A 19,371-nucleotide genomic window follows, 5' to 3' on the forward strand; every position below is an offset into this window, starting at 1 on the left:
CGAGCTTTAAATGGACAAGACCAAGCAGACTGCGCCGTCCGCGGTGCCGCGCCATGTCGCGATCATCATGGATGGCAACAATCGCTGGGCGAAAAAACGCTTTATGCCAGGTGTCGCCGGGCATAAAGCGGGCGTGGATGCTGTGCGGGCCGTTATTGAGGTGTGCGCTGAAGCCAAGGTCGAAGTGTTGACCCTGTTCGCTTTTTCCAGTGAAAACTGGCAGCGCCCGGCCGATGAAGTCAGTGCCTTGATGGATCTGTTCTTCAAGGCCTTGCGTCGTGAAGCCAAGCGTCTCAATGACAACAACATCAGCCTGCGCATCATTGGCGATCGTTCGCGCTTTCATCCGGAGCTTCAAACCGCGATGCGCGAAGCCGAGGCCATGACTGCGGGTGCCAACCGCTTCATCCTGCAGATTGCCGCCAACTATGGTGGTCAGTGGGATATCGCGCAAGCTGCGCAGCGTCTGGCCCGTGAAGTCCAGGCCGGGCATCTGCGTCCGGAAGACATCACCCCTGATCTGTTGCAAACCTGTCTGGCGACCGGCGATCTGCCGTTGCCGGACCTGTGCATTCGCACGGGTGGCGAGCACCGCATCAGTAACTTCCTGCTGTGGCAACTGGCTTACGCCGAGTTGTACTTCTCCGACCTGTTCTGGCCGGACTTCAAACACGATGCCATGCGCAATGCGCTGGCCGATTTCGCTTCGCGCCAGCGTCGCTTCGGTAAAACGAGCGAGCAGGTCGAAGCTGGAGCCCGGGTTTAATGCTTAAACAACGAATCATCACTGCGCTGATCCTGCTGCCGATTGCCTTGTGCGGGTTTTTCCTGCTCGAAGGTTCCGCTTTTGCGCTGTTCATTGGTCTGGTCGTGAGTCTCGGCGCCTGGGAATGGGCGCGTCTGGCGGGCTTCACCGCACAATCGTTCCGCGTCGGCTTTGCCGCTGTCGTCGCATTGATGCTGTTCGTCATGTATGTGCTACCCGGTCTTGCGCCTTGGGTGCTCGGTGCTTCGGTGTTGTGGTGGGCCGTGGCAACGTTTCTCGTGTTGACATACCCGCGCTCCAGCGAGCATTGGTCCAGTGCGGCCACCAAACTGGTGATTGGCCTGTTGATTCTGCTGCCGGCCTGGCAAGGCCTGGTGCAGATCAAGCAGTACCCGTTGGGCAACTGGCTGATCATGGCGGTGATGGTGCTGGTCTGGGGTGCGGATATCGGCGCCTACTTCTCGGGTCGTGCATTCGGCAAGCGCAAGTTGGCGCCTCAGGTCAGCCCGGGCAAAAGCTGGGAAGGCGTTTATGGTGGCCTGGCGCTGAGCCTGGTGATTACCGCCATTGTCGGGCTGGTGCGCGACTGGACAGTGGCAGAGTTGCTTAAAGGCCTGATTGGCGCGGCACTGATCGTATTTATCTCGGTCGTCGGTGATCTCACCGAAAGCATGTTCAAGCGTCAGTCCGGCATCAAGGACAGCAGCAATTTGCTGCCGGGTCATGGCGGCGTGCTTGATCGCATCGACAGTCTGACGGCGGCTATTCCAGTCTTCGCTGTATTGCTGTGGATGGCTGCACCGTGAGCCGCCCGCAGCAGATTACCGTTCTGGGGGCTACCGGCTCGATCGGCCTGAGCACTCTGGATGTGATTGCTCGCCACCCTGAGCGTTACCAGGTTTTCGCCTTGAGTGGGTTCACTCGTCTGGCTGAGCTGCTGGCCTTGTGCGTACGTCATGTGCCGCAGTATGCCGTGGTGCCGGAAGTCGCCGCCGCTCGCGGTTTGCAGGACGATTTGCGCGCAGCCGGTTTGCCAACCCGTGTGCTGGTGGGGGAGGAGGGCCTGTGTCAGGTCGCCTCTGCGCCGGAAGTCGATGCGGTCATGGCTGCGATCGTCGGTGCGGCAGGCTTGCGCCCGACACTGGCAGCCGTCGAGGCGGGCAAGAAGATCCTGTTGGCCAATAAAGAGGCGTTGGTGATGTCCGGCGCCTTGTTCATGCAGGCGGTACGCAAGAGCGGTTCGGTGCTGCTGCCGATCGACAGTGAGCACAACGCGATTTTCCAGTGCATGCCACAGGATTTCGCCCGTGGATTAAGCAACGTCGGCGTGCGTCGGATTTTACTCACAGCCTCTGGCGGCCCGTTCCGACAGACGCCCATGAGTGAGTTGGCGCATGTTTCACCTGACCAGGCCTGTGCGCACCCGAACTGGTCCATGGGGCGCAAGATTTCCGTGGATTCGGCAAGCATGATGAATAAAGGTCTCGAGCTGATCGAGGCCTGCTGGTTGTTTGATGCCAAGCCGTCCCAAGTCGAGGTGGTGATCCATCCGCAGAGCGTGATTCACTCGCTGGTCGATTATGTCGATGGTTCGGTGTTGGCGCAGTTGGGCAATCCCGACATGCGTACGCCAATTGCCAATGCACTGGCCTGGCCGGAGCGAATTGATTCCGGCGTGGCGCCGCTGGACCTGTTTGCGATCGCGCGTCTGGACTTCGAAGCGCCGGACGAAGAGCGCTTCCCCTGCCTGCGTCTGGCGCGGCAGGCTGCCGAGGCGGGCGACAGCGCGCCGGCGATGCTCAATGCCGCCAATGAAGTGGCGGTCGCAGCGTTTCTCGACGGACGGGTTCGTTATCTGGAAATCGCGAGTATCATCGAGGAGGTCTTGAGTCTTGAGCCGGTTGTGGCACTCGGCGATCTCGATGCGGTCTTCACGGCAGACGCCAGGGCGCGAGTCCTGGCGGAACAATGGTTGAAGCGTCACGACCGATAGATTTAGAAACACAATGGCTTCACGCGGCACTGAACGGGATTGCGGAGAAAGTAGATGAGCGCGCTCTATATGATTGCCGGCACCCTGATCGCTTTGGGTGTGCTGGTCACCTTTCACGAATTCGGCCATTTCTGGGTCGCGCGTCGCTGCGGCGTCAAGGTTCTGCGCTTTTCCGTAGGCTTCGGTATGCCGTTGCTGCGTTGGCACGACAAGCAAGGCACCGAGTTCGTCGTCGCTGCCATCCCGTTGGGTGGTTACGTGAAGATGCTCGATGAGCGCGAAGGTGAAGTGCCGGTCGATCAACTCGACCAGTCGTTCAACCGCAAGTCGGTTCGCCAGCGTATCGCCATTGTCGCCGCCGGCCCAATTGCCAACTTCCTTTTGGCCTTGGTGTTCTTCTGGGTGCTGGCCATGCTCGGAAGCGAGCAGGTGCGTCCGGTGATCGGGGCGGTCGAGTCCGGTAGCATTGCGGCCAAGGCTGGTTTGAGCGCAGGTCAGGAAATTGTTGCGATTGATGGCGAGCCGACCTCTGGCTGGGCTGCTGTCAATCTGCAACTGGTTCGTCGACTCGGTGAGAGCGGCTCGTTGCAGTTGCTGGTCCGTGAGCAGGGTTCTACTGCAGATTCGCCGCGCGAACTGGCGCTGGATCACTGGCTCAAGGGTGCTGATGAGCCGGATCCGATCCGTTCTCTGGGTATTCGTCCATGGCGTCCGGCCTTGCCGCCGGTGCTTGCCGAGCTTGATCCGAAGGGCCCGGCTCAGGCGGCTGGCCTGAAAACCGGTGATCGTCTGCTGACGCTTGATGGCCAGGCACTCAATGACTGGCAGCAAGTGGTGGATACCGTTCGTACGCGTCCTGATACCAAAATCATGCTGCGCGTCGAGCGTGATGGTGCTCAAATCGACGTCCCGGTGACCTTGGCCGCTCGCGGTGAAAGCAAGTCGCCAAGCGGTTACCTGGGTGCCGGCGTGAAAGCCATCGACTGGCCGCCGGAGATGATTCGCGAGGTCAGTTACGGGCCGTTGGCCGCAATTGGCGAGGGTGCCCGTCGCACTTGGACCATGAGCATTCTGACGCTCGATTCGCTAAAGAAAATGCTCTTCGGCGAGCTCTCGGTAAAAAACTTGAGTGGACCGATAACCATTGCTAAAGTGGCGGGCGCTTCTGCCCAGTCGGGCGTCGCTGATTTCCTGAATTTCCTTGCTTATCTGAGTATTAGCCTGGGGGTTCTGAATTTGCTGCCCATTCCTGTACTGGATGGGGGGCATCTGTTGTTTTATCTGATCGAGTGGGCGCGTGGTCGTCCCTTGTCGGATCGGGTGCAAGGTTGGGGGATACAGATCGGTATCAGTTTGGTGGTCGGGGTGATGTTGCTTGCTCTGGTCAACGATCTGGGTCGACTGTAACGCTTCGCTGAATTGCGAATCTGCCGCATTTTGCGGCAGTTTGTTTATTGCCAGTTGGAATAAGAAAGGACTTCATGAAACGTCTGCTGCTAACTGCGGTTCTCACCGTATTGATGATCGCCGAAGTTCACGCCGAGTCCTTCACTATCTCTGATATTCGCGTCAATGGCCTCCAGCGGGTCTCCGCGGGTAGTGTCTTTGGTGCCTTGCCGTTGAACGTCGGCGAGCAGGCGGATGATCGTCGCCTGGTGGAATCCACTCGTGCGTTGTTCAAAACCGGTTTCTTTCAAGATATCCAGCTGGGCCGCGAAGGCAACGTTCTGGTAATCACGGTTGTCGAGCGTCCATCCGTCGCCAGTATCGAGATCGAGGGTAACAAGGCGATCTCCACTGAAGACTTGATGAAAGGCCTCAAGCAATCCGGTCTGGCCGAAGGCGAGATCTTCCAGCGCGCTACCCTTGAAGGTGTGCGTAACGAACTGCAACGTCAGTACGTTGCACAGGGCCGCTACTCGGCGACCGTTGATACCGAAGTGGTATCGCAGCCGCGTAACCGCGTCGGTCTGAAAGTGAAGATCAACGAAGGCACCGTTGCTGCCATTCAGCACATCAACGTGGTGGGTAACACGGTTTTCCCCGAGGAAGACCTGACCGATCTGTTCGAGCTGAAAACCACCAACTGGCTGTCGTTCTTCAAGAACGATGACAAATATGCCCGTGAAAAACTCTCCGGTGACCTGGAACGTCTGCGTTCCTACTATCTGGACCGCGGCTATATCAACATGGATATCGCTTCGACCCAGGTGTCCATCACCCCGGACAAGAAGCACGTCTACATCACCGTCAACGTGACCGAGGGCGAGAAGTACACCGTCCGCGACGTCAAGCTCAGCGGTGATCTGAAAGTCCCTGAAGATCAGGTCAAGTCCTTGTTGCTGGTGCAGAAAGGCCAGGTGTTCTCGCGCAAGCTGATGACCACCACCTCCGAACTGATCACCCGCCGTCTGGGTAACGAGGGTTACACCTTCGCCAACGTCAACGGCGTGCCTCAGCCGCACGATGATGACCACACCGTGGACATCCTGTTTGCTGTCGATCCGGGCAAGCGTGCCTACGTCAACCGCATCAACTTCCGTGGCAACACCAAGTCCGAAGACGAAGTGCTGCGTCGTGAAATGCGTCAGATGGAAGGTGGCTGGGCTTCGACCTACCTGATCGATCAGTCCAAGACCCGTCTTGAGCGTCTGGGCTTCTTTAAAGAAGTCAACGTCGAGACTCCGGCTGTTCCGGGTGTCGATGACCAGGTTGATGTGAACTACAGCGTTGAAGAGCAGGCTTCCGGTTCGATCACTGCCAGCGTCGGTTTCGCCCAGAGCGCCGGTCTGATCCTCGGTGGTTCGATTACCCAGAACAACTTCCTCGGTACCGGTAACCGCGTCAGCGTCGGTCTGACCCGAAGCGAATACCAGAGCCGCTACAACTTTGGCTATGTTGACCCGTACTGGACCGCCGATGGCGTGAGCCTGGGTTACAACGCGTTCTATCGCACCACCGACTACAAAGACCTCGACGTCGACGTAGCCAGCTATGCGGTAGACAGCCTGGGTGCCGGCGTGAACGTGGGCTACCCGATCAGCGAGACTTCGCGTCTGACCTTCGGTCTGTCCGCGCAGCAAGACAAGATCAAGACCGGTAAATACACCGTTGACGAGATTTTTGACTTCGTTAACAAGGAAGGCGACAACTACCTGAACTTCAAGGCGTCGGCCGGCTGGTCCGAGTCGACCCTGAACAAAGGCGTACTGCCAACCCGTGGTCGTTCCCAGAGCCTGACCCTGGAAACCACCATTCCGGGCAGCGACCTGTCGTTCTACAAGCTTGATTACCGTGGTCAGCTGTTCCAGCCGATCAGCGAAAACTACACCCTGCGTCTGCATACCGAGCTGGGTTATGGCGACGGTTATGGTTCGACTGACGGCTTGCCGTTCTATGAAAACTACTATGCTGGTGGTTTCAACTCGGTACGTGGCTTCAAGGACAGTACGCTGGGTCCACGCAGTACCCCGAGCCGTGGCACCAACCCGGGTACTTCGATAGACCCGGACCAGGACCCACTGCCGTTCGGTGGCAACGTCCTGATTCAGGGCGGCGTGGAAGTTCTGTTCCCGCTGCCGTTCGTCAAGGATCAACGCTCCCTGCGTACGTCGGTATTCTGGGATGTGGGTAACGTATTCGATTCGCAGTGCAAGGACACCACCAACGCCAATGGCTCGTCGTCGAACACCAAGTGCAACGACATCAGCCTGAGCAACATGGCCAGTTCCGTCGGTGTTGGTGTGACATGGGTCACCGCACTGGGTCCTCTGAGCTTCGCGTTGGCCATGCCGATCAAGAAACCGGATGAAGCTGAAACTCAAGTGTTCCAATTCTCCCTCGGCCAGACGTTCTAAGCGTCTGACCCAAGATAACGACAATGGATTTTGTAGGAGTGCATCGTGCGTAAGTTGACTCAATTGGTTCTCCTGGCCTCCTTGATGGTGGCAGGTCCGGCATTTGCCGACATGAAAATTGCCGTTCTGAACTATCAGATGGCCCTGCTCGAATCCGATGCGGCGAAGAAGTACGCCGTGGATGCCGAGAAAAAGTTCGGTCCTCAACTGACCAAACTGAAGACTCTGGAAAGCAGTGCCAAGGGTATCCAGGATCGTCTGATGGCTGGTGGCGACAAGATGCAGCAAGGCGAGCGTGAGCGTCTGGAGCTGGAATTCAAGCAAAAGGCCCGTGACTTCCAGTTTCAGTCCAAGGAGCTGAACGAAGCCAAAGCCGTTGCCGACCGCGAAATGCTCAAGCAACTGAAGCCGAAACTGGATAGCGCAGTGGAAGAAGTCATCAAAAAAGGTGGTTTTGACCTGGTGTTCGAGCGTGGCGCAGTGATTGATGTCAAACCTCAGTACGACATCACGCGCCAGGTTATCGAGCGCATGAATCAGCTGAAGTAACCCATGACCGTGACTATCAAGCTCGGCCAGTTGGCCGAGTTCCTCGGCGCCACCCTGCGTGGCGACCCGGAGAAGCAAATTACTGGGCTAGCCACTTTGCAAGAGGCTGGCCCAGCTCAGTTGAGCTTTCTGGCAAATCCTCAATATCGTAAATACCTGGCGGGTTCGCAGGCAGCAGCATTGCTGCTCAAGGACGCGGATGCCGAAGGTTTTTCCGGTAATGCGCTGGTCGTGCCGGACCCTTATCTGGCTTACGCACGTCTCTCTCACTTGTTCGATCCCAAGCCAAAAGCCACAGCGGGTATCCATCCCACAGCGGTGATTGCTGCAGACGCGGTGGTTGATCCGACCGCCAGTGTCGGGCCTTTCGTGGTGATCGAGGCCGGTGCGCGGATTGGTGCGCAAGTGACCTTGGGTGCCCATTGCGTGATCGGTGCGCGCAGCGAAATCGGTGAGGGCGGCTGGCTCGCTCCACGGGTGACGCTGTATCACGATGTGCGCATCGGCAAGCGGGTGGTGATCCAGTCCGGTGCGGTGCTCGGTGGTGAAGGCTTCGGTTTCGCCAATGAGAAAGGTATCTGGCAGAAAATCGCCCAGATCGGTGGCGTGACCATCGGCGACGATGTCGAAATCGGCGTTAATACCGCGATCGACCGCGGCGCCCTGGCCGATACCGTGATCGGCAATGGCGTGAAGCTCGACAACCAGATTCAGATTGCCCACAACGTCCAGGTCGGTGATCACACCGCGATGGCGGCGTGCGTGGGGATCTCCGGCAGCACCAAAATCGGCAAGCACTGCATGCTCGCCGGCGGTGTCGGTCTGGTCGGTCACATTGATATTTGCGACAACGTTTTCCTGACCGGGATGACCATGGTGACCCACTCGATTACCGAGCCGGGCGCTTATTCTTCCGGCACAGCCATGCAACCAGCGGCCGAATGGCGCAAAAGCGCGGCACGCATCCGTCAGCTCGATGACATCGCGCGACGTTTGAAACAGCTGGAAAAGCGCGTAGGGGAAGTGACCCCTGACGGCAATGCTTCATCAGATGGCTGATACCATTTCCATATCAAGTGTGCACAGCCTCTAGACTGCCTCCTTGATTTGCTAGAGGAGTGCGCGTCAGTCGCGCTCCCAATCTTTACATAGGCTTCCCCCGAAATGATGGACATCAACGAGATTCGCGAATACCTGCCTCACCGTTACCCGTTCCTGCTGGTGGACCGGGTGGTGGAACTGGACACTGAAGGCAAGCGCATTCGCGCCTACAAGAATGTCAGCATCAATGAGCCGTTCTTCAATGGTCACTTCCCGGCGCATCCAATCATGCCGGGCGTGCTGATCATCGAGGCGATGGCTCAGGCTGCCGGGATCCTCGGTTTCAAAATGCTCGACGTCAAACCGGCCGACGGCACCCTGTATTACTTCGTCGGTTCCGACAAGCTGCGCTTCCGCCAGCCTGTGCTTCCGGGTGATCAGTTGATCCTCGAAGCCAAGTTCATCAGCTGCAAGCGCCAGATCTGGAAATTCGAATGCCAGGCTTCGGTCGACGGCAAGCCAGTCTGCTCCGCTGAAATCATCTGCGCGGAACGCAAGCTATGAGTTTGATTGACCCTCGCGCAATCATCGATCCGTCGGCCGTACTGGCAGACGGCGTCGAGGTCGGCCCGTGGTCGATCATCGGCGCAGGTGTGGAAATCGGCGAGGGTACCGTGATCGGGCCGCATGTGATCCTCAAAGGCCCGACCCGCATCGGCAAGCACAATCGCATCTACCAGTTTTCCTCGGTAGGTGAGGACACGCCGGATCTGAAATACAAGGGTGAAGAAACCCGTCTGGTGATCGGTGACCACAACGTCATCCGCGAAGGTGTGACGATTCACCGTGGTACCGTGCAGGACCGCTCGGAAACCACGCTGGGCGATCACAACCTGATCATGGCCTATGCCCACATCGGTCATGACAGCGTCATCGGCAATCACTGCATTCTGGTCAACAACACCGCATTGGCCGGCCATGTGCACGTTGAAGACTGGGCGATCCTTTCCGGATTCACCCTGGTTCACCAGTATTGCCACATCGGTGCTCACAGCTTTTCCGGCATGGGTACCGCCATCGGCAAGGACGTTCCGGCGTACGTCACCGTATTTGGCAACCCTGCCGAAGCGCGCAGCATGAACTTCGAAGGCATGCGCCGTCGCGGTTTCAGCGAAGACGCTATCCATGCGTTGCGCCGCGCATACAAAACCGTTTATCGCCAAGGACTGACGGTCGAGCAGGCTCTGGCGGAGCTGGTTGAGCCTGCGGCCCAATTCCCGGAAGTTGCGGTGTTCCGCGACTCCATCCAGTCGTCGACTCGCGGCATCACTCGCTGATCATGGCCAATTTGCGTATTGCGCTGGTGGCGGGTGAGGCTTCCGGTGACATTCTGGGCGCCGGTCTTATGCGCGCCCTCAAGGCACAGCATCCGGCGGTCGAATTCATCGGTGTCGGCGGTCCGTTGATGCAGGCTGAAGGCCTGACGTCTTACTTTCCCATGGAGCGCTTGTCGGTCATGGGTTTGGTGGAAGTGCTTGGCCGGCTGCGTGAGTTGCTCAAGCGCCGCAAGGATCTGATCGCCACGTTGATCGCCGAGAAACCGGACGTGTTCATCGGTATCGATGCGCCGGATTTCAACCTCAATATCGAACTCAAACTGCGTCAGGCCGGGATCAAGACCGTGCACTACGTCAGCCCGTCGGTGTGGGCGTGGCGGCAGAAGCGTGTGCTGAAGATCCGTGAAGGCTGCGATCTGATGCTCACCCTGCTGCCGTTCGAAGCCAGATTCTATGAAGATAAGGGCGTACCGGTGCGGTTCGTCGGTCATACGCTGGCCGATACCATTCCTCTGGAAGCTGATCGAGCCGCAGCGCGTGCCGAGTTGGGCTTGCCCGATGGCCCGCTGGTTGCTTTGATGCCCGGCAGTCGCGGCGGAGAAGTCAGTCGGCTGGGCGCACTTTTCCTCGATACTGCCGAACGTCTGCGTGCCATGCGCCCGGGTTTGCGTTTCGTCATGCCGTGCGCCAACGCAGAACGGCGTGCGCAGATCGAGGCGCTGTTGGTCGGCCGCGATCTGCCGGTGACGTTGCTCGACGGCAAGTCCCATCTGGCCTTGGCAGCGTGCAACGCAGTATTGATCGCTTCCGGCACGGCGACCCTTGAAGCGTTGCTGTACAAGCGGCCGATGGTGGTCGCTTATCGCCTGGCGCCCCTGACGTTCTGGATTCTCAAACGCATGGTCAAGAGTCCTTATGTGTCCTTGCCTAACCTGCTGGCCCAACGCTTGCTGGTGCCGGAATTGTTGCAGGATGATGCGACAGTTGAGGCACTCGCACAGACCTTGTCGCCATTGATCGAGGGTGGCGAGGAACAGACGCGCGGCTTTGACGAGATTCATCGCACCCTGCGCCGGGACGCATCCAATCAGGCGGCGGACGCCGTCCTCAACCTGATCGGTCAAACACGATGAGCAAGAAAGATATGCAAATGGGTCTGGATTTCACCTTGGTCGCCGAAGTTGAAGAATTGGTTGCCGGTGTCGATGAAGTCGGTCGTGGCCCGTTGTGCGGTGCAGTGGTGACGGCGGCGGTGATCCTCGATCCGAACCGGCCGATCCTCGGTCTCAACGATTCGAAGAAACTCACCGAAGCCAAGCGCGAAAAGCTCTACGACGAGATCATCGAGAAATCTCTCAGTTGGTGCATCGCCCGCGCCGAAGTCGAAGAAATCGACGAGTTGAACATCCTCCACGCGACCATGCTGGCCATGCAGCGCGCAGTGGCGGGTCTGCACATTCAGCCGAAACTGGCGATGATCGACGGCAACCGCTGCCCGCAACTGCCGATGCGCGCTGAAGCTGTTGTGCAAGGCGACGGCAAGGTGCCGGCGATTGCCGCTGCGTCGATTCTGGCCAAAGTCAGCCGTGACCGCGAAATGGCCGCGTTTGAATTGATCTATCCGGGTTACGGCATTGGGGGCCATAAAGGCTACCCGACGCCCGTTCATCTGGAAGCGCTGGTGCGTCTTGGTCCGACGCCGATCCACCGGCGCTCGTTCGCCCCGGTGCGTCAGGCTTATGAGGCGCTGGAAGGTCTGACGCAGGTTTAGTCGCAAGGCTGATGTTTTATTCAAGGCCCGGTACAATCCGGGCCTTGTTGTCTCTATGTAACTGGACAGGATCACTATGCCGGCTTCATTCGTTCATCTACGCCTGCACACTGAATACTCCCTGGTCGACGGGCTGGTGCGGATCAAGCCACTGGTCAAGGCGCTGACCGCCATGAACATGCCGGCGGTCGCGGTCACCGACCAGAACAACATGTGTTCCCTGGTCAAATTCTATAAAAACACCATGGGCGCGGGCATCAAGCCGATCTGCGGTGCCGACCTGTGGCTGTCGAACAAGGATCCGGACGCACCGCTGAGCCGGATCAGCCTGTTGGTGATGAACGCCAAGGGCTATCGCAACCTCACCGAATTGATCTCGCGCGGCTTCATCGAAGGCCAGCGCAACGGCATGATCATTGTCGAGCGCGAGTGGGTCGCCGAAGCCAACGAAGGCCTGATCATGCTCTCCGCTGCCAAAGAAGGCGAGATCGGCATGGCGATGATCGGCGGCAACCCGGCCGAGGCTGAAGCCCTGGCGCGTGAATGGATGGCAGTGTTCCCGGATCGTTTCTATCTGGAGATCCAGCGCACCAATCGCCCCAACGATGAAGAACAACTGCACGGCGCCGTGGCTCTGGCCGACAAGCTTGGTGCGCCGCTGGTGGCGACCAACGATGTGCGCTTCATCAAGCAGGAAGACTTCGCCGCCCACGAGACCCGCGTGTGCATCGGTGAGGGCCGCGCCCTCGACGATCCGCGCCGTTCGAAGAATTACAGCGATCAGCAATACCTCAAAAGCGCCGAGGAAATGGCCGAGCTGTTCAGCGACATTCCTGACGCTATCGAAAACACCATCGAGATCGCCAAGCGCTGCAACATCGAAGTGAAACTGGGCACGCACTTCCTGCCCAACTTCCCGATTCCCGATGGCATGACCATCGACGAGTATTTCCGCAAAGTCTCCTTCGACGGACTCGAAGAGCGACTGGCGGTACTGCTGCCCAAAGACACCACCGAAGACTATGAAGCCAAGCGTCAGGTCTACGTCGATCGCTTGAATTTCGAGCTGGATATCATCATCCAGATGGGCTTCCCCGGTTACTTCCTGATCGTGATGGACTTTATCCAGTGGGCCAAGAACAACGGCGTACCGGTCGGTCCTGGCCGTGGGTCGGGTGCCGGCTCGCTGGTGGCCTACGTGCAGAAGATCACCGACCTTGATCCGCTGGAATATGACCTGCTGTTCGAACGTTTCCTTAACCCGGAACGGGTATCGATGCCCGACTTCGACGTCGACTTCTGCATGGACGGCCGTGACCGGGTGATCGACTATGTGGCCGAGAAATACGGCCGCAACGCGGTAAGCCAGATCATCACGTTCGGTTCCATGGCCGCCAAGGCTGTGGTGCGTGACGTGGCGCGGGTGCAGGGCAAGTCCTACGGCCTGGCGGATCGTCTGTCGAAGATGATCCCGTTCGAAGTCGGCATGACCCTGGAAAAAGCCTACGAGCAGGAAGAAATCCTCCGTGACTTCATCAAGGTCGATGAAGAGGCTGCGGAAATCTGGGAGATGGCGCGCAAGCTCGAAGGCGTTGTGCGTAACGTCGGTAAACACGCCGGTGGTGTGGTGATCGCACCGACCAAGCTGACCGACTTCTCGCCAATCTATTGCGACGAGGCCGGTGACGGTCTGGTAACCCAGTTTGACAAGGATGACGTTGAGGCCGCCGGTCTGGTGAAGTTCGACTTCCTCGGTCTGCGGACCCTGACGATCATCGATTGGGCGCTGAAAACCATCAACCGTGACCGCGCCAAGGTCAACGAACCGCCGCTGGATATCGCGTTTATCCCGCTCGACGACAAACCGACTTATACATTGCTGCAAAAAGCTGAAACCACAGCGGTGTTCCAGCTTGAATCGCGCGGCATGAAAGAGCTGATCAAAAAACTCAAGCCCGACTGCCTGGAAGACTTGATCGCACTGGTAGCGCTGTTCCGTCCGGGCCCGCTGCAATCCGGCATGGTGGACGACTTCATCAACCGTAAGCACGGTCGCGCCGAACTGGCGTACCCGCACTCGGACTACCAGTACGAAGGCCTCAAGCCAGTATTGGCGCCGACGTACGGCATCATCCTGTATCAGGAACAGGTGATGCAGATTGCCCAGGTCATGGCCGGTTACACCCTCGGTGGTGCGGACATGCTCCGTCGGGCGATGGGTAAGAAAAAGCCCGAGGAAATGGCCAAGCAACGCGGCGGTTTCATTGAAGGTTGCGCAACCAACAATATTGACGCTGACCTCGCCGGTAACATTTTCGACCTGGTAGAGAAGTTTGCCGGTTACGGCTTCAACAAATCCCACTCCGCCGCCTACGGCCTGGTCTCGTACCAGACCGCCTGGCTGAAAGCCCACTACCCGGCGCCGTTCATGGCCGCGGTACTGTCGGCGGATATGCACAACACCGACAAGGTCGTGACCTTGATCGAGGAAGTGCGCACGATGAAACTGCGCCTCGACGCGCCGGACGTGAACACTTCGGAGTTCAAGTTCACGGTGAACGACGACGGCCGCATCGTTTACGGCCTCGGCGCGATCAAAGGTGTCGGCGAAGGCCCGGTGGAAGCGATCACCGAGGCACGCCAGGAAGGTCCGTTCAAGGATCTGTTCGATTTCTGCGCCCGGGTTGACCTCAAACGTATCAACAAGCGCACGCTGGACGGTCTGATCCGCAGCGGTGCGCTGGATCGTCTTGGCCCGTACTTCCATGACGAACAAAAGGCCTACCAGGCCAACATCGACCGCAACCGCGCCGTGTTGCTGGCGGCGATGGAAGAGGCGATCAAGGCTGCCGAGCAGACCGCGCGCACCCACGACAGTGGTCACGCCGACCTGTTTGGCGGGCTGTTCGTCGAGGAAGATGCCGACGTTTATGCGAGCCATCGCAAAGCCAAGGAACTGACCCTCAAGGAGCGCCTCAAGGGTGAGAAAGACACCTTGGGCCTGTACCTGACCGGTCACCCGATTGACGAATACGAAGGCGAGATCCGCCGTTTCGCCCGGCAGCGCATCATTGATCTGAAGCCGGCTCGCGATACGCAGACCGTGGCAGGCATGATCATCGCGCTGCGGGTGATGAAGAACAAAAAGGGCGACAAGATGGGCTTCATCACCCTCGACGACCGTTCGGGGCGGATCGAGGCGTCGCTGTTTGCCGATGCTTTCCACTCTGCGCAATCGCTGCTGCAGACCGACGCGATGGTGGTGGTCGAAGGCGAGGTCAGCAATGACGACTTCTCCGGCGGCCTGCGTCTGCGGGTCAAGCGTGTGATGAGCATGGAAGACGCGCGCACCAACCTTGCCGAAAGCCTGCGTCTGAAGCTGCAAACCCAGGACTTGAAGGGCGATCAGCTACGCTGGTTGGGCGACCTGCTCAAGCGTCATCGCGGGGCGTGCCCGATTACCATGGAGTACACCAGCCCCGATGCGAAGACCTTGCTGCAGTTTGGCGAGACCTGGCGAATCGACCCGGCGGATGCCTTGATTCAAGCCCTGCGTGACCAGTTCGGGCGAGACAACGTCTTCCTCCAATACCGTTGACCGGCAGGTGGTATCACAATGCCTGCCCACAACCTGAATTTTTAATCTCGACCTCAGCGCGCCTCTCCCTTAAGGTAGGGCGCGAATAGACAACCGGCCGGCCCAAGCTCATTTGGGACACGACCCAAGACGGACGCCTATGAACCCGAATTTTCTAGATTTCGAACAGCCGATCGCCGACCTGCAAGCCAAGATCGAAGAGTTGCGCTTGGTCGGTAATGACAATTCGCTGAATATCGGCGATGAGATCTCCCGCCTGCAGGACAAGAGCAAAACGCTGACCGAAGACATCTTCGGCAAGCTGACCAGCTGGCAGATCGCACGCCTTGCGCGTCACCCGAAACGCCCGTACACCCTCGATTACATCGAGCACATCTTCACCGAGTTCGACGAGTTGCACGGCGACCGTCACTTCTCCGACGACGCGGCTATCGTTGGCGGTATCGCCCGTCTGGAAGACCAGCCGGTGATGATCATCGGTCACCAGAAAGGCCGTGAAGTCCGTGAGAAGGTGCGCCGCAACTTCGGCATGCCGCGTCCGGAAGGCTACCGCAAGGCTTGCCGTCTGATGGAGATGGCCGAGCGTTTCAAAATGCCGATCCTGACCTTCATCGACACTCCGGGCGCCTACCCTGGAATCGACGCTGAAGAGCGCAACCAGAGCGAAGCCATCGCCTGGAACCTGCGCGTGATGTCGCGCCTGAAAACCCCTATCATCGCCACCGTTATCGGTGAGGGTGGTTCCGGTGGTGCATTGGCCATTGGCGTCTGCGATCAGCTGAACATGCTGCAATACTCGACTTACGCGGTGATCTCGCCGGAAGGCTGCGCTTCGATTCTGTGGAAAACCGCAGAAAAGGCGCCGGATGCCGCTGAAGCGATGGGCATCACCGCCGAGCGTCTGAAAGGTCTGGGCATTGTCGACAAGGTGATTGGCGAGCCTCTGGGCGGCGCCCACCGTGATCCGGCCGCTGCTGCTGCGTCGATCCGTGCCGAGCTGAGCTCGCAACTGGCGATGCTGAAGAAGTTCGATAACGAAGCGCTGTTGAAGCGTCGTTACGATCGACTGATGAGCTACGGCCTCTAAGTCGAACGCAATACCCCTGTAGGAGTGAGCCTGCTCGCGATGAGGGCGTAACATTCAACCAATGTGTTGGCTGTCACACCGCTATCGCGAGCAGGCTCACTCCTACATTTGTTTTGGGGCAAAGAGTTAAATATGGGCCAGTCCATGATTGATTTGCCTTCCCGGCTTCTGCTGAATCTTGAGCCGTGGCGCAACGCCACTCATTGGCGCATCGCGTTTTCCGGTGGTCTCGATTCCACCGTCCTCCTGCACCTGCTTGCCGATCTGGCAAAAACCGAATCCCTCCCGACGCTCAGCGCCATCCACATCCATCACGGCCTTCAGGCTGCGGCTGATGCGTGGCCGGCGCATTGCCAGTCTGTATGCGATGTGTTGGGTATTCCGTTACAAGTGGTGCGGGTGAGTGTGCGGCCGGGAGCCAGTCTGGAGCGGGCGGCGCGGGATGCGCGGTATGCGGTGTTCAGTTCGGTGACGCAGTTGGATGACGTGTTGCTGACAGGCCAGCACCGTGACGATCAAGCCGAAACCCTGCTTTTTCGTCTGATGCGCGGTGCGGGAGTGCGCGGTCTTTCGGGGATGCCACAACAGCGTCCGTTGGGGCTGGGGGCTTTGGTTAGGCCGTTGCTCGATGTCACTCGGGCGGAGCTGGAGTCCTACGCCCACAGTCATCAACTGCGCTGGATCGAAGACCCGTCGAATCAGGATTCGCAATTCTCGCGCAATTATTTGCGCCAGCAAATCACGCCACTGCTGACTGAACGCTGGCCGCAAGCACAGGCCAGCATGGCCCGTAGCGCTGCGCATCTGCGCGAAGCGCAAGGTCTGCTCGATGAGCTGGCAAAAATGGATCTGGCTCAGGCGCAAACCGCGGATGAATTCGCATGGCTGGGGCTGCCCTCGCTGGAACTGGCGCCGCTGGCAGGATTGTCCGCCGCCCGTCAGCGCAATGCGCTGAGTCACTGGCTCGAACCCCTCACGCGCCTGCCCGACACTGACCACTGGTCGGGTTGGGTAAATCTTTACGAAGCCGCCCAGAGCGCTTCGCCTGTCTGGCGTCTGGCCGATGGTGAGCTGCACCGCAGCGCCGGTCGTCTGTGGTGGCTAAGCGCCGACTGGCTGCGTGCACCGGTGATCGGCAGCGACTGGCAGGCCCCGGCGTCACCGCTACGCTTGCCCGATAACGGGCGTGTCATGTTCAGCGGACAGACTCCTCGCGGGCCGCTGCGCATTGCTTATCGGCAGGGCGGCGAAGTGATGCATCTGGCCGAGCGGGGTCATCGCGACCTCAAACGCCTGCTCAACGAGCGTGCGGTGCCGGGCTTCGTGCGTGGCAGATTGCCGCTGCTGTTTCGCGGCGAAGAATTGCTCGCGGTGGCGAACCTGCCGGGTCTTGATGGCAATGCGCAGGGAGGCTGGAAATTGCATTGGCAGCCAATAGACGAAGATCAAGGTTTGAGCTGAAAGGAGCATTCCGGTAGACTACGCTCCCTTCTTGATACAACTTCTGTGGATTCGCCTGAATTGCAGGAGTTGCCGATTACCAAGCAGTCTTTGCTGGGCGATTCCAAAAAATGTGTAGCGAGCAACGTACCGGTGTTTCATCTGCCGGTCTGTCCCAACGCGGCGGTTTTTTTGAAAGGTGCACTGTGATTAATGCAGGTGATCGGGGGCTTCGGCCTTCCTTCGCTTTCCCCGGCGGCTCGTACCGCTTTAACGCAGACTTCTAGGGTTTTTCATGACGCGCTACATATTCGTCACGGGCGGTGTTGTTTCTTCATTGGGGAAAGGCATTGCCTCGGCTTCATTGGCGGCCATCCTGGAGGCGCGGGGGCTTAAGGTCACCATGCTTAAGCTGGATCCGTACATCAACGTCGACCCGGGCACCATGAGCCCGTTCCAGCACGGTGAAGTGTTCGTCACCCACGACGGCGCCGAGACCGACCTGGACCTGGGCCACTACGAGCGGTTCATCCGCACGACCATGACCCAGAACAACAACTTCACCACCGGCCGTGTCTACGAGCACGTGCTGCGCAAAGAGCGCCGTGGTGACTACCTGGGTGCAACCATCCAGGTGATTCCGCACATCACCGACGAAATCAAGCGCCGCATCATCAAGGGTGCCGGTGACGCCGACGTGGCGATGGTTGAAATCGGTGGCACCGTCGGTGACATCGAGTCCCAACCGTTCCTCGAAGCCATCCGTCAATTGCGTTTCGAGGTCGGCGCCAAGCGCGCGATGCTGATGCACCTGACGCTGGTGCCGTACATCGCCACCGCTGGCGAAACCAAGACCAAGCCAACCCAGCACTCCGTCAAGGAACTGCGTTCGATCGGCCTGCAGCCAGACGTGCTGGTGTGCCGCTCCGATCACCCGATCGACGTTTCGTCGCGCCGCAAGATCGCTCAGTTCACCAACGTTGAAGAGCGTGCGGTGATCGCGCTGGAAGACGCCGACACCATCTACAAGATCCCGGGCATCCTGCATTCGCAGGGTCTGGATGACTTCGTCGTCGAGCGTTTTGGTCTGCAATGCGGCAGCGCCGATCTGTCCGAGTGGGAAGCAGTGGTTGACGCCAAGCTGAACCCGGAACACGAAGTGACCATCGCCATGGTCGGCAAGTACATGGAGCTGTTGGACGCGTACAAGTCGCTGATCGAGGCGATGAGTCACGCCGGCATCAGCAACCGCACCAAGGTCAACCTGCGCTACATCGATTCCGAAGACATCGAAAACCAGGGCACTGCGCTGCTCGAAGGTGTCGACGCGATTCTGGTTCCAGGCGGCTTCGGTCTGCGTGGCGTGGAAGGCAAGATCACTGCCGTTCAGTACGCTCGCGAAAACAAGGTTCCGTACCTGGGTATCTGCCTCGGCATGCAAGTGGCGGTCATCGAGTTCGCTCGTAACGTCATGGGCTGGAAAGACGCCAACTCCACCGAGTTCGACCGCGCCAGCGGCCATCCGGTTGTAGGTCTGATCACCGAGTGGGAAGACGCGACCGGTGCCGTCGAAGTGCGTACCGAAGCGTCCGATCTGGGCGGCACCATGCGCCTCGGCGCTCAGGAATGCCTGCTTGAAGCCGGCTCCAAAGTTCACGATTGCTATGGCAAGGACGTGATTGTCGAACGTCACCGTCACCGTTACGAAGTGAACAACAACCTGCTGCCACAAATCATCGAAGCCGGCCTGAAAATCTCCGGTCGCTCCGCTGACGCAGCGCTGGTTGAAGTGGTTGAAGCGCCGGATCATCCATGGTTCGTCGCTTGCCAGTTCCACCCTGAGTTCACCTCGACACCGCGTGATGGCCATCCGCTGTTCAGCGGTTTTGTCAAAGCAGCGTTGGCTCAACACCAGAAGAAGGCGTAACCCCG

Annotated in this window: 15 protein-coding genes; all 15 read left to right on the top strand. The window is 58.9% G+C overall.

The window, feature by feature from the left end:
- The first annotated feature begins 10 nt into the window (after positions 1 to 10).
- The 15 genes from uppS (at position 11) to pyrG (ending at position 19,366) form a co-directional block, all read left to right on the top strand.
- Complete coding sequence (gene uppS / locus KI231_RS05910; protein ID WP_103303033.1) at positions 11 to 766, top strand: polyprenyl diphosphate synthase; 756 nt, start codon at positions 11 to 13, stop codon at positions 764 to 766.
- On the top strand, positions 766 to 1,572 hold the full coding sequence (locus KI231_RS05915) for a phosphatidate cytidylyltransferase (RefSeq protein ID WP_103303032.1): 807 nt from the start codon (positions 766 to 768) through the stop codon (positions 1,570 to 1,572). The genes uppS and KI231_RS05915 overlap by 1 nt, the downstream gene beginning before the upstream one ends.
- Positions 1,569 to 2,759: a 1-deoxy-D-xylulose-5-phosphate reductoisomerase gene (gene ispC, locus KI231_RS05920; RefSeq protein WP_213027695.1), complete on the top strand. Its 1,191-nt coding sequence runs from the start codon at positions 1,569 to 1,571 to the stop codon at positions 2,757 to 2,759. Before KI231_RS05915 ends, ispC begins: the two co-directional genes overlap by 4 nt.
- Before the next feature lie 54 nt (positions 2,760 to 2,813).
- Positions 2,814 to 4,166, top strand: a complete 1,353-nt coding sequence (gene rseP, locus KI231_RS05925; RefSeq protein ID WP_213027696.1) for a sigma E protease regulator RseP — start codon at positions 2,814 to 2,816, stop codon at positions 4,164 to 4,166.
- A 74-nt stretch (positions 4,167 to 4,240) separates the two neighbouring features.
- The gene (gene bamA / locus KI231_RS05930; protein ID WP_213027697.1) at positions 4,241 to 6,616 is read left to right on the top strand and encodes an outer membrane protein assembly factor BamA; all 2,376 of its coding nucleotides are present in this window, start codon (positions 4,241 to 4,243) and stop codon (positions 6,614 to 6,616) included.
- Positions 6,617 to 6,661: 45 nt separating this feature from the next.
- Complete coding sequence (locus KI231_RS05935; RefSeq protein WP_007908849.1) at positions 6,662 to 7,165, top strand: OmpH/Skp family outer membrane protein; 504 nt, start codon at positions 6,662 to 6,664, stop codon at positions 7,163 to 7,165.
- Positions 7,166 to 7,168: 3 nt separating this feature from the next.
- Positions 7,169 to 8,224, top strand: coding sequence for a UDP-3-O-(3-hydroxymyristoyl)glucosamine N-acyltransferase (gene lpxD, locus KI231_RS05940; protein WP_213027698.1), 1,056 nt, complete (start codon positions 7,169 to 7,171; stop codon positions 8,222 to 8,224).
- 105 nt (positions 8,225 to 8,329) lie between these two features.
- Positions 8,330 to 8,770, top strand: a complete 441-nt coding sequence (gene fabZ / locus KI231_RS05945) for a 3-hydroxyacyl-ACP dehydratase FabZ (protein WP_003222142.1) — start codon at positions 8,330 to 8,332, stop codon at positions 8,768 to 8,770.
- On the top strand, positions 8,767 to 9,543 hold the full coding sequence (lpxA, locus tag KI231_RS05950; protein WP_103303027.1) for an acyl-ACP--UDP-N-acetylglucosamine O-acyltransferase: 777 nt from the start codon (positions 8,767 to 8,769) through the stop codon (positions 9,541 to 9,543). The genes fabZ and lpxA overlap by 4 nt, the downstream gene beginning before the upstream one ends.
- A 2-nt stretch (positions 9,544 to 9,545) precedes the next feature.
- Positions 9,546 to 10,676, top strand: coding sequence for a lipid-A-disaccharide synthase (gene lpxB, locus KI231_RS05955; RefSeq protein ID WP_213027699.1), 1,131 nt, complete (start codon positions 9,546 to 9,548; stop codon positions 10,674 to 10,676).
- Between the two features lie 11 nt (positions 10,677 to 10,687).
- Positions 10,688 to 11,314: a ribonuclease HII gene (gene rnhB / locus KI231_RS05960; protein WP_007908845.1), complete on the top strand. Its 627-nt coding sequence runs from the start codon at positions 10,688 to 10,690 to the stop codon at positions 11,312 to 11,314.
- Between the two features lie 76 nt (positions 11,315 to 11,390).
- On the top strand, positions 11,391 to 14,912 hold the full coding sequence (dnaE, locus tag KI231_RS05965) for a DNA polymerase III subunit alpha (protein ID WP_213027700.1): 3,522 nt from the start codon (positions 11,391 to 11,393) through the stop codon (positions 14,910 to 14,912).
- 139 nt (positions 14,913 to 15,051) lie between these two features.
- Positions 15,052 to 15,999 carry an acetyl-CoA carboxylase carboxyltransferase subunit alpha gene (locus tag KI231_RS05970; protein WP_038357918.1) on the top strand — a complete coding sequence of 316 codons (948 nt, stop codon included), beginning with the start codon at positions 15,052 to 15,054 and terminating at the stop codon, positions 15,997 to 15,999.
- A gap of 132 nt (positions 16,000 to 16,131) precedes the next feature.
- Positions 16,132 to 17,460, top strand: coding sequence for a tRNA lysidine(34) synthetase TilS (gene tilS / locus KI231_RS05975; protein ID WP_213027701.1), 1,329 nt, complete (start codon positions 16,132 to 16,134; stop codon positions 17,458 to 17,460).
- A gap of 274 nt (positions 17,461 to 17,734) precedes the next feature.
- Positions 17,735 to 19,366 carry a CTP synthase gene (pyrG, locus tag KI231_RS05980; protein WP_103303023.1) on the top strand — a complete coding sequence of 544 codons (1,632 nt, stop codon included), beginning with the start codon at positions 17,735 to 17,737 and terminating at the stop codon, positions 19,364 to 19,366.
- Positions 19,367 to 19,371 lie beyond the last annotated feature (5 nt).

It is taken from the genome of Pseudomonas sp. Seg1, assembly GCF_018326005.1.
GTDB lineage: Bacteria > Pseudomonadota > Gammaproteobacteria > Pseudomonadales > Pseudomonadaceae > Aquipseudomonas.

Coding starts and splice junctions, on each gene's coding strand:
- uppS (WP_103303033.1), top strand. CDS start 11: ATGGACAAGACCAAGCAGACTGCGCCGTCCGCGGTGCCGCGCCATGTC.
- KI231_RS05915 (WP_103303032.1), top strand. CDS start 766: ATGCTTAAACAACGAATCATCACTGCGCTGATCCTGCTGCCGATTGCC.
- rseP (WP_213027696.1), top strand. CDS start 2,814: ATGAGCGCGCTCTATATGATTGCCGGCACCCTGATCGCTTTGGGTGTG.
- bamA (WP_213027697.1), top strand. CDS start 4,241: ATGAAACGTCTGCTGCTAACTGCGGTTCTCACCGTATTGATGATCGCC.
- lpxD (WP_213027698.1), top strand. CDS start 7,169: ATGACCGTGACTATCAAGCTCGGCCAGTTGGCCGAGTTCCTCGGCGCC.
- fabZ (WP_003222142.1), top strand. CDS start 8,330: ATGATGGACATCAACGAGATTCGCGAATACCTGCCTCACCGTTACCCG.
- lpxA (WP_103303027.1), top strand. CDS start 8,767: ATGAGTTTGATTGACCCTCGCGCAATCATCGATCCGTCGGCCGTACTG.
- lpxB (WP_213027699.1), top strand. CDS start 9,546: ATGGCCAATTTGCGTATTGCGCTGGTGGCGGGTGAGGCTTCCGGTGAC.
- rnhB (WP_007908845.1), top strand. CDS start 10,688: ATGCAAATGGGTCTGGATTTCACCTTGGTCGCCGAAGTTGAAGAATTG.
- dnaE (WP_213027700.1), top strand. CDS start 11,391: ATGCCGGCTTCATTCGTTCATCTACGCCTGCACACTGAATACTCCCTG.
- KI231_RS05970 (WP_038357918.1), top strand. CDS start 15,052: ATGAACCCGAATTTTCTAGATTTCGAACAGCCGATCGCCGACCTGCAA.
- tilS (WP_213027701.1), top strand. CDS start 16,132: ATGGGCCAGTCCATGATTGATTTGCCTTCCCGGCTTCTGCTGAATCTT.
- pyrG (WP_103303023.1), top strand. CDS start 17,735: ATGACGCGCTACATATTCGTCACGGGCGGTGTTGTTTCTTCATTGGGG.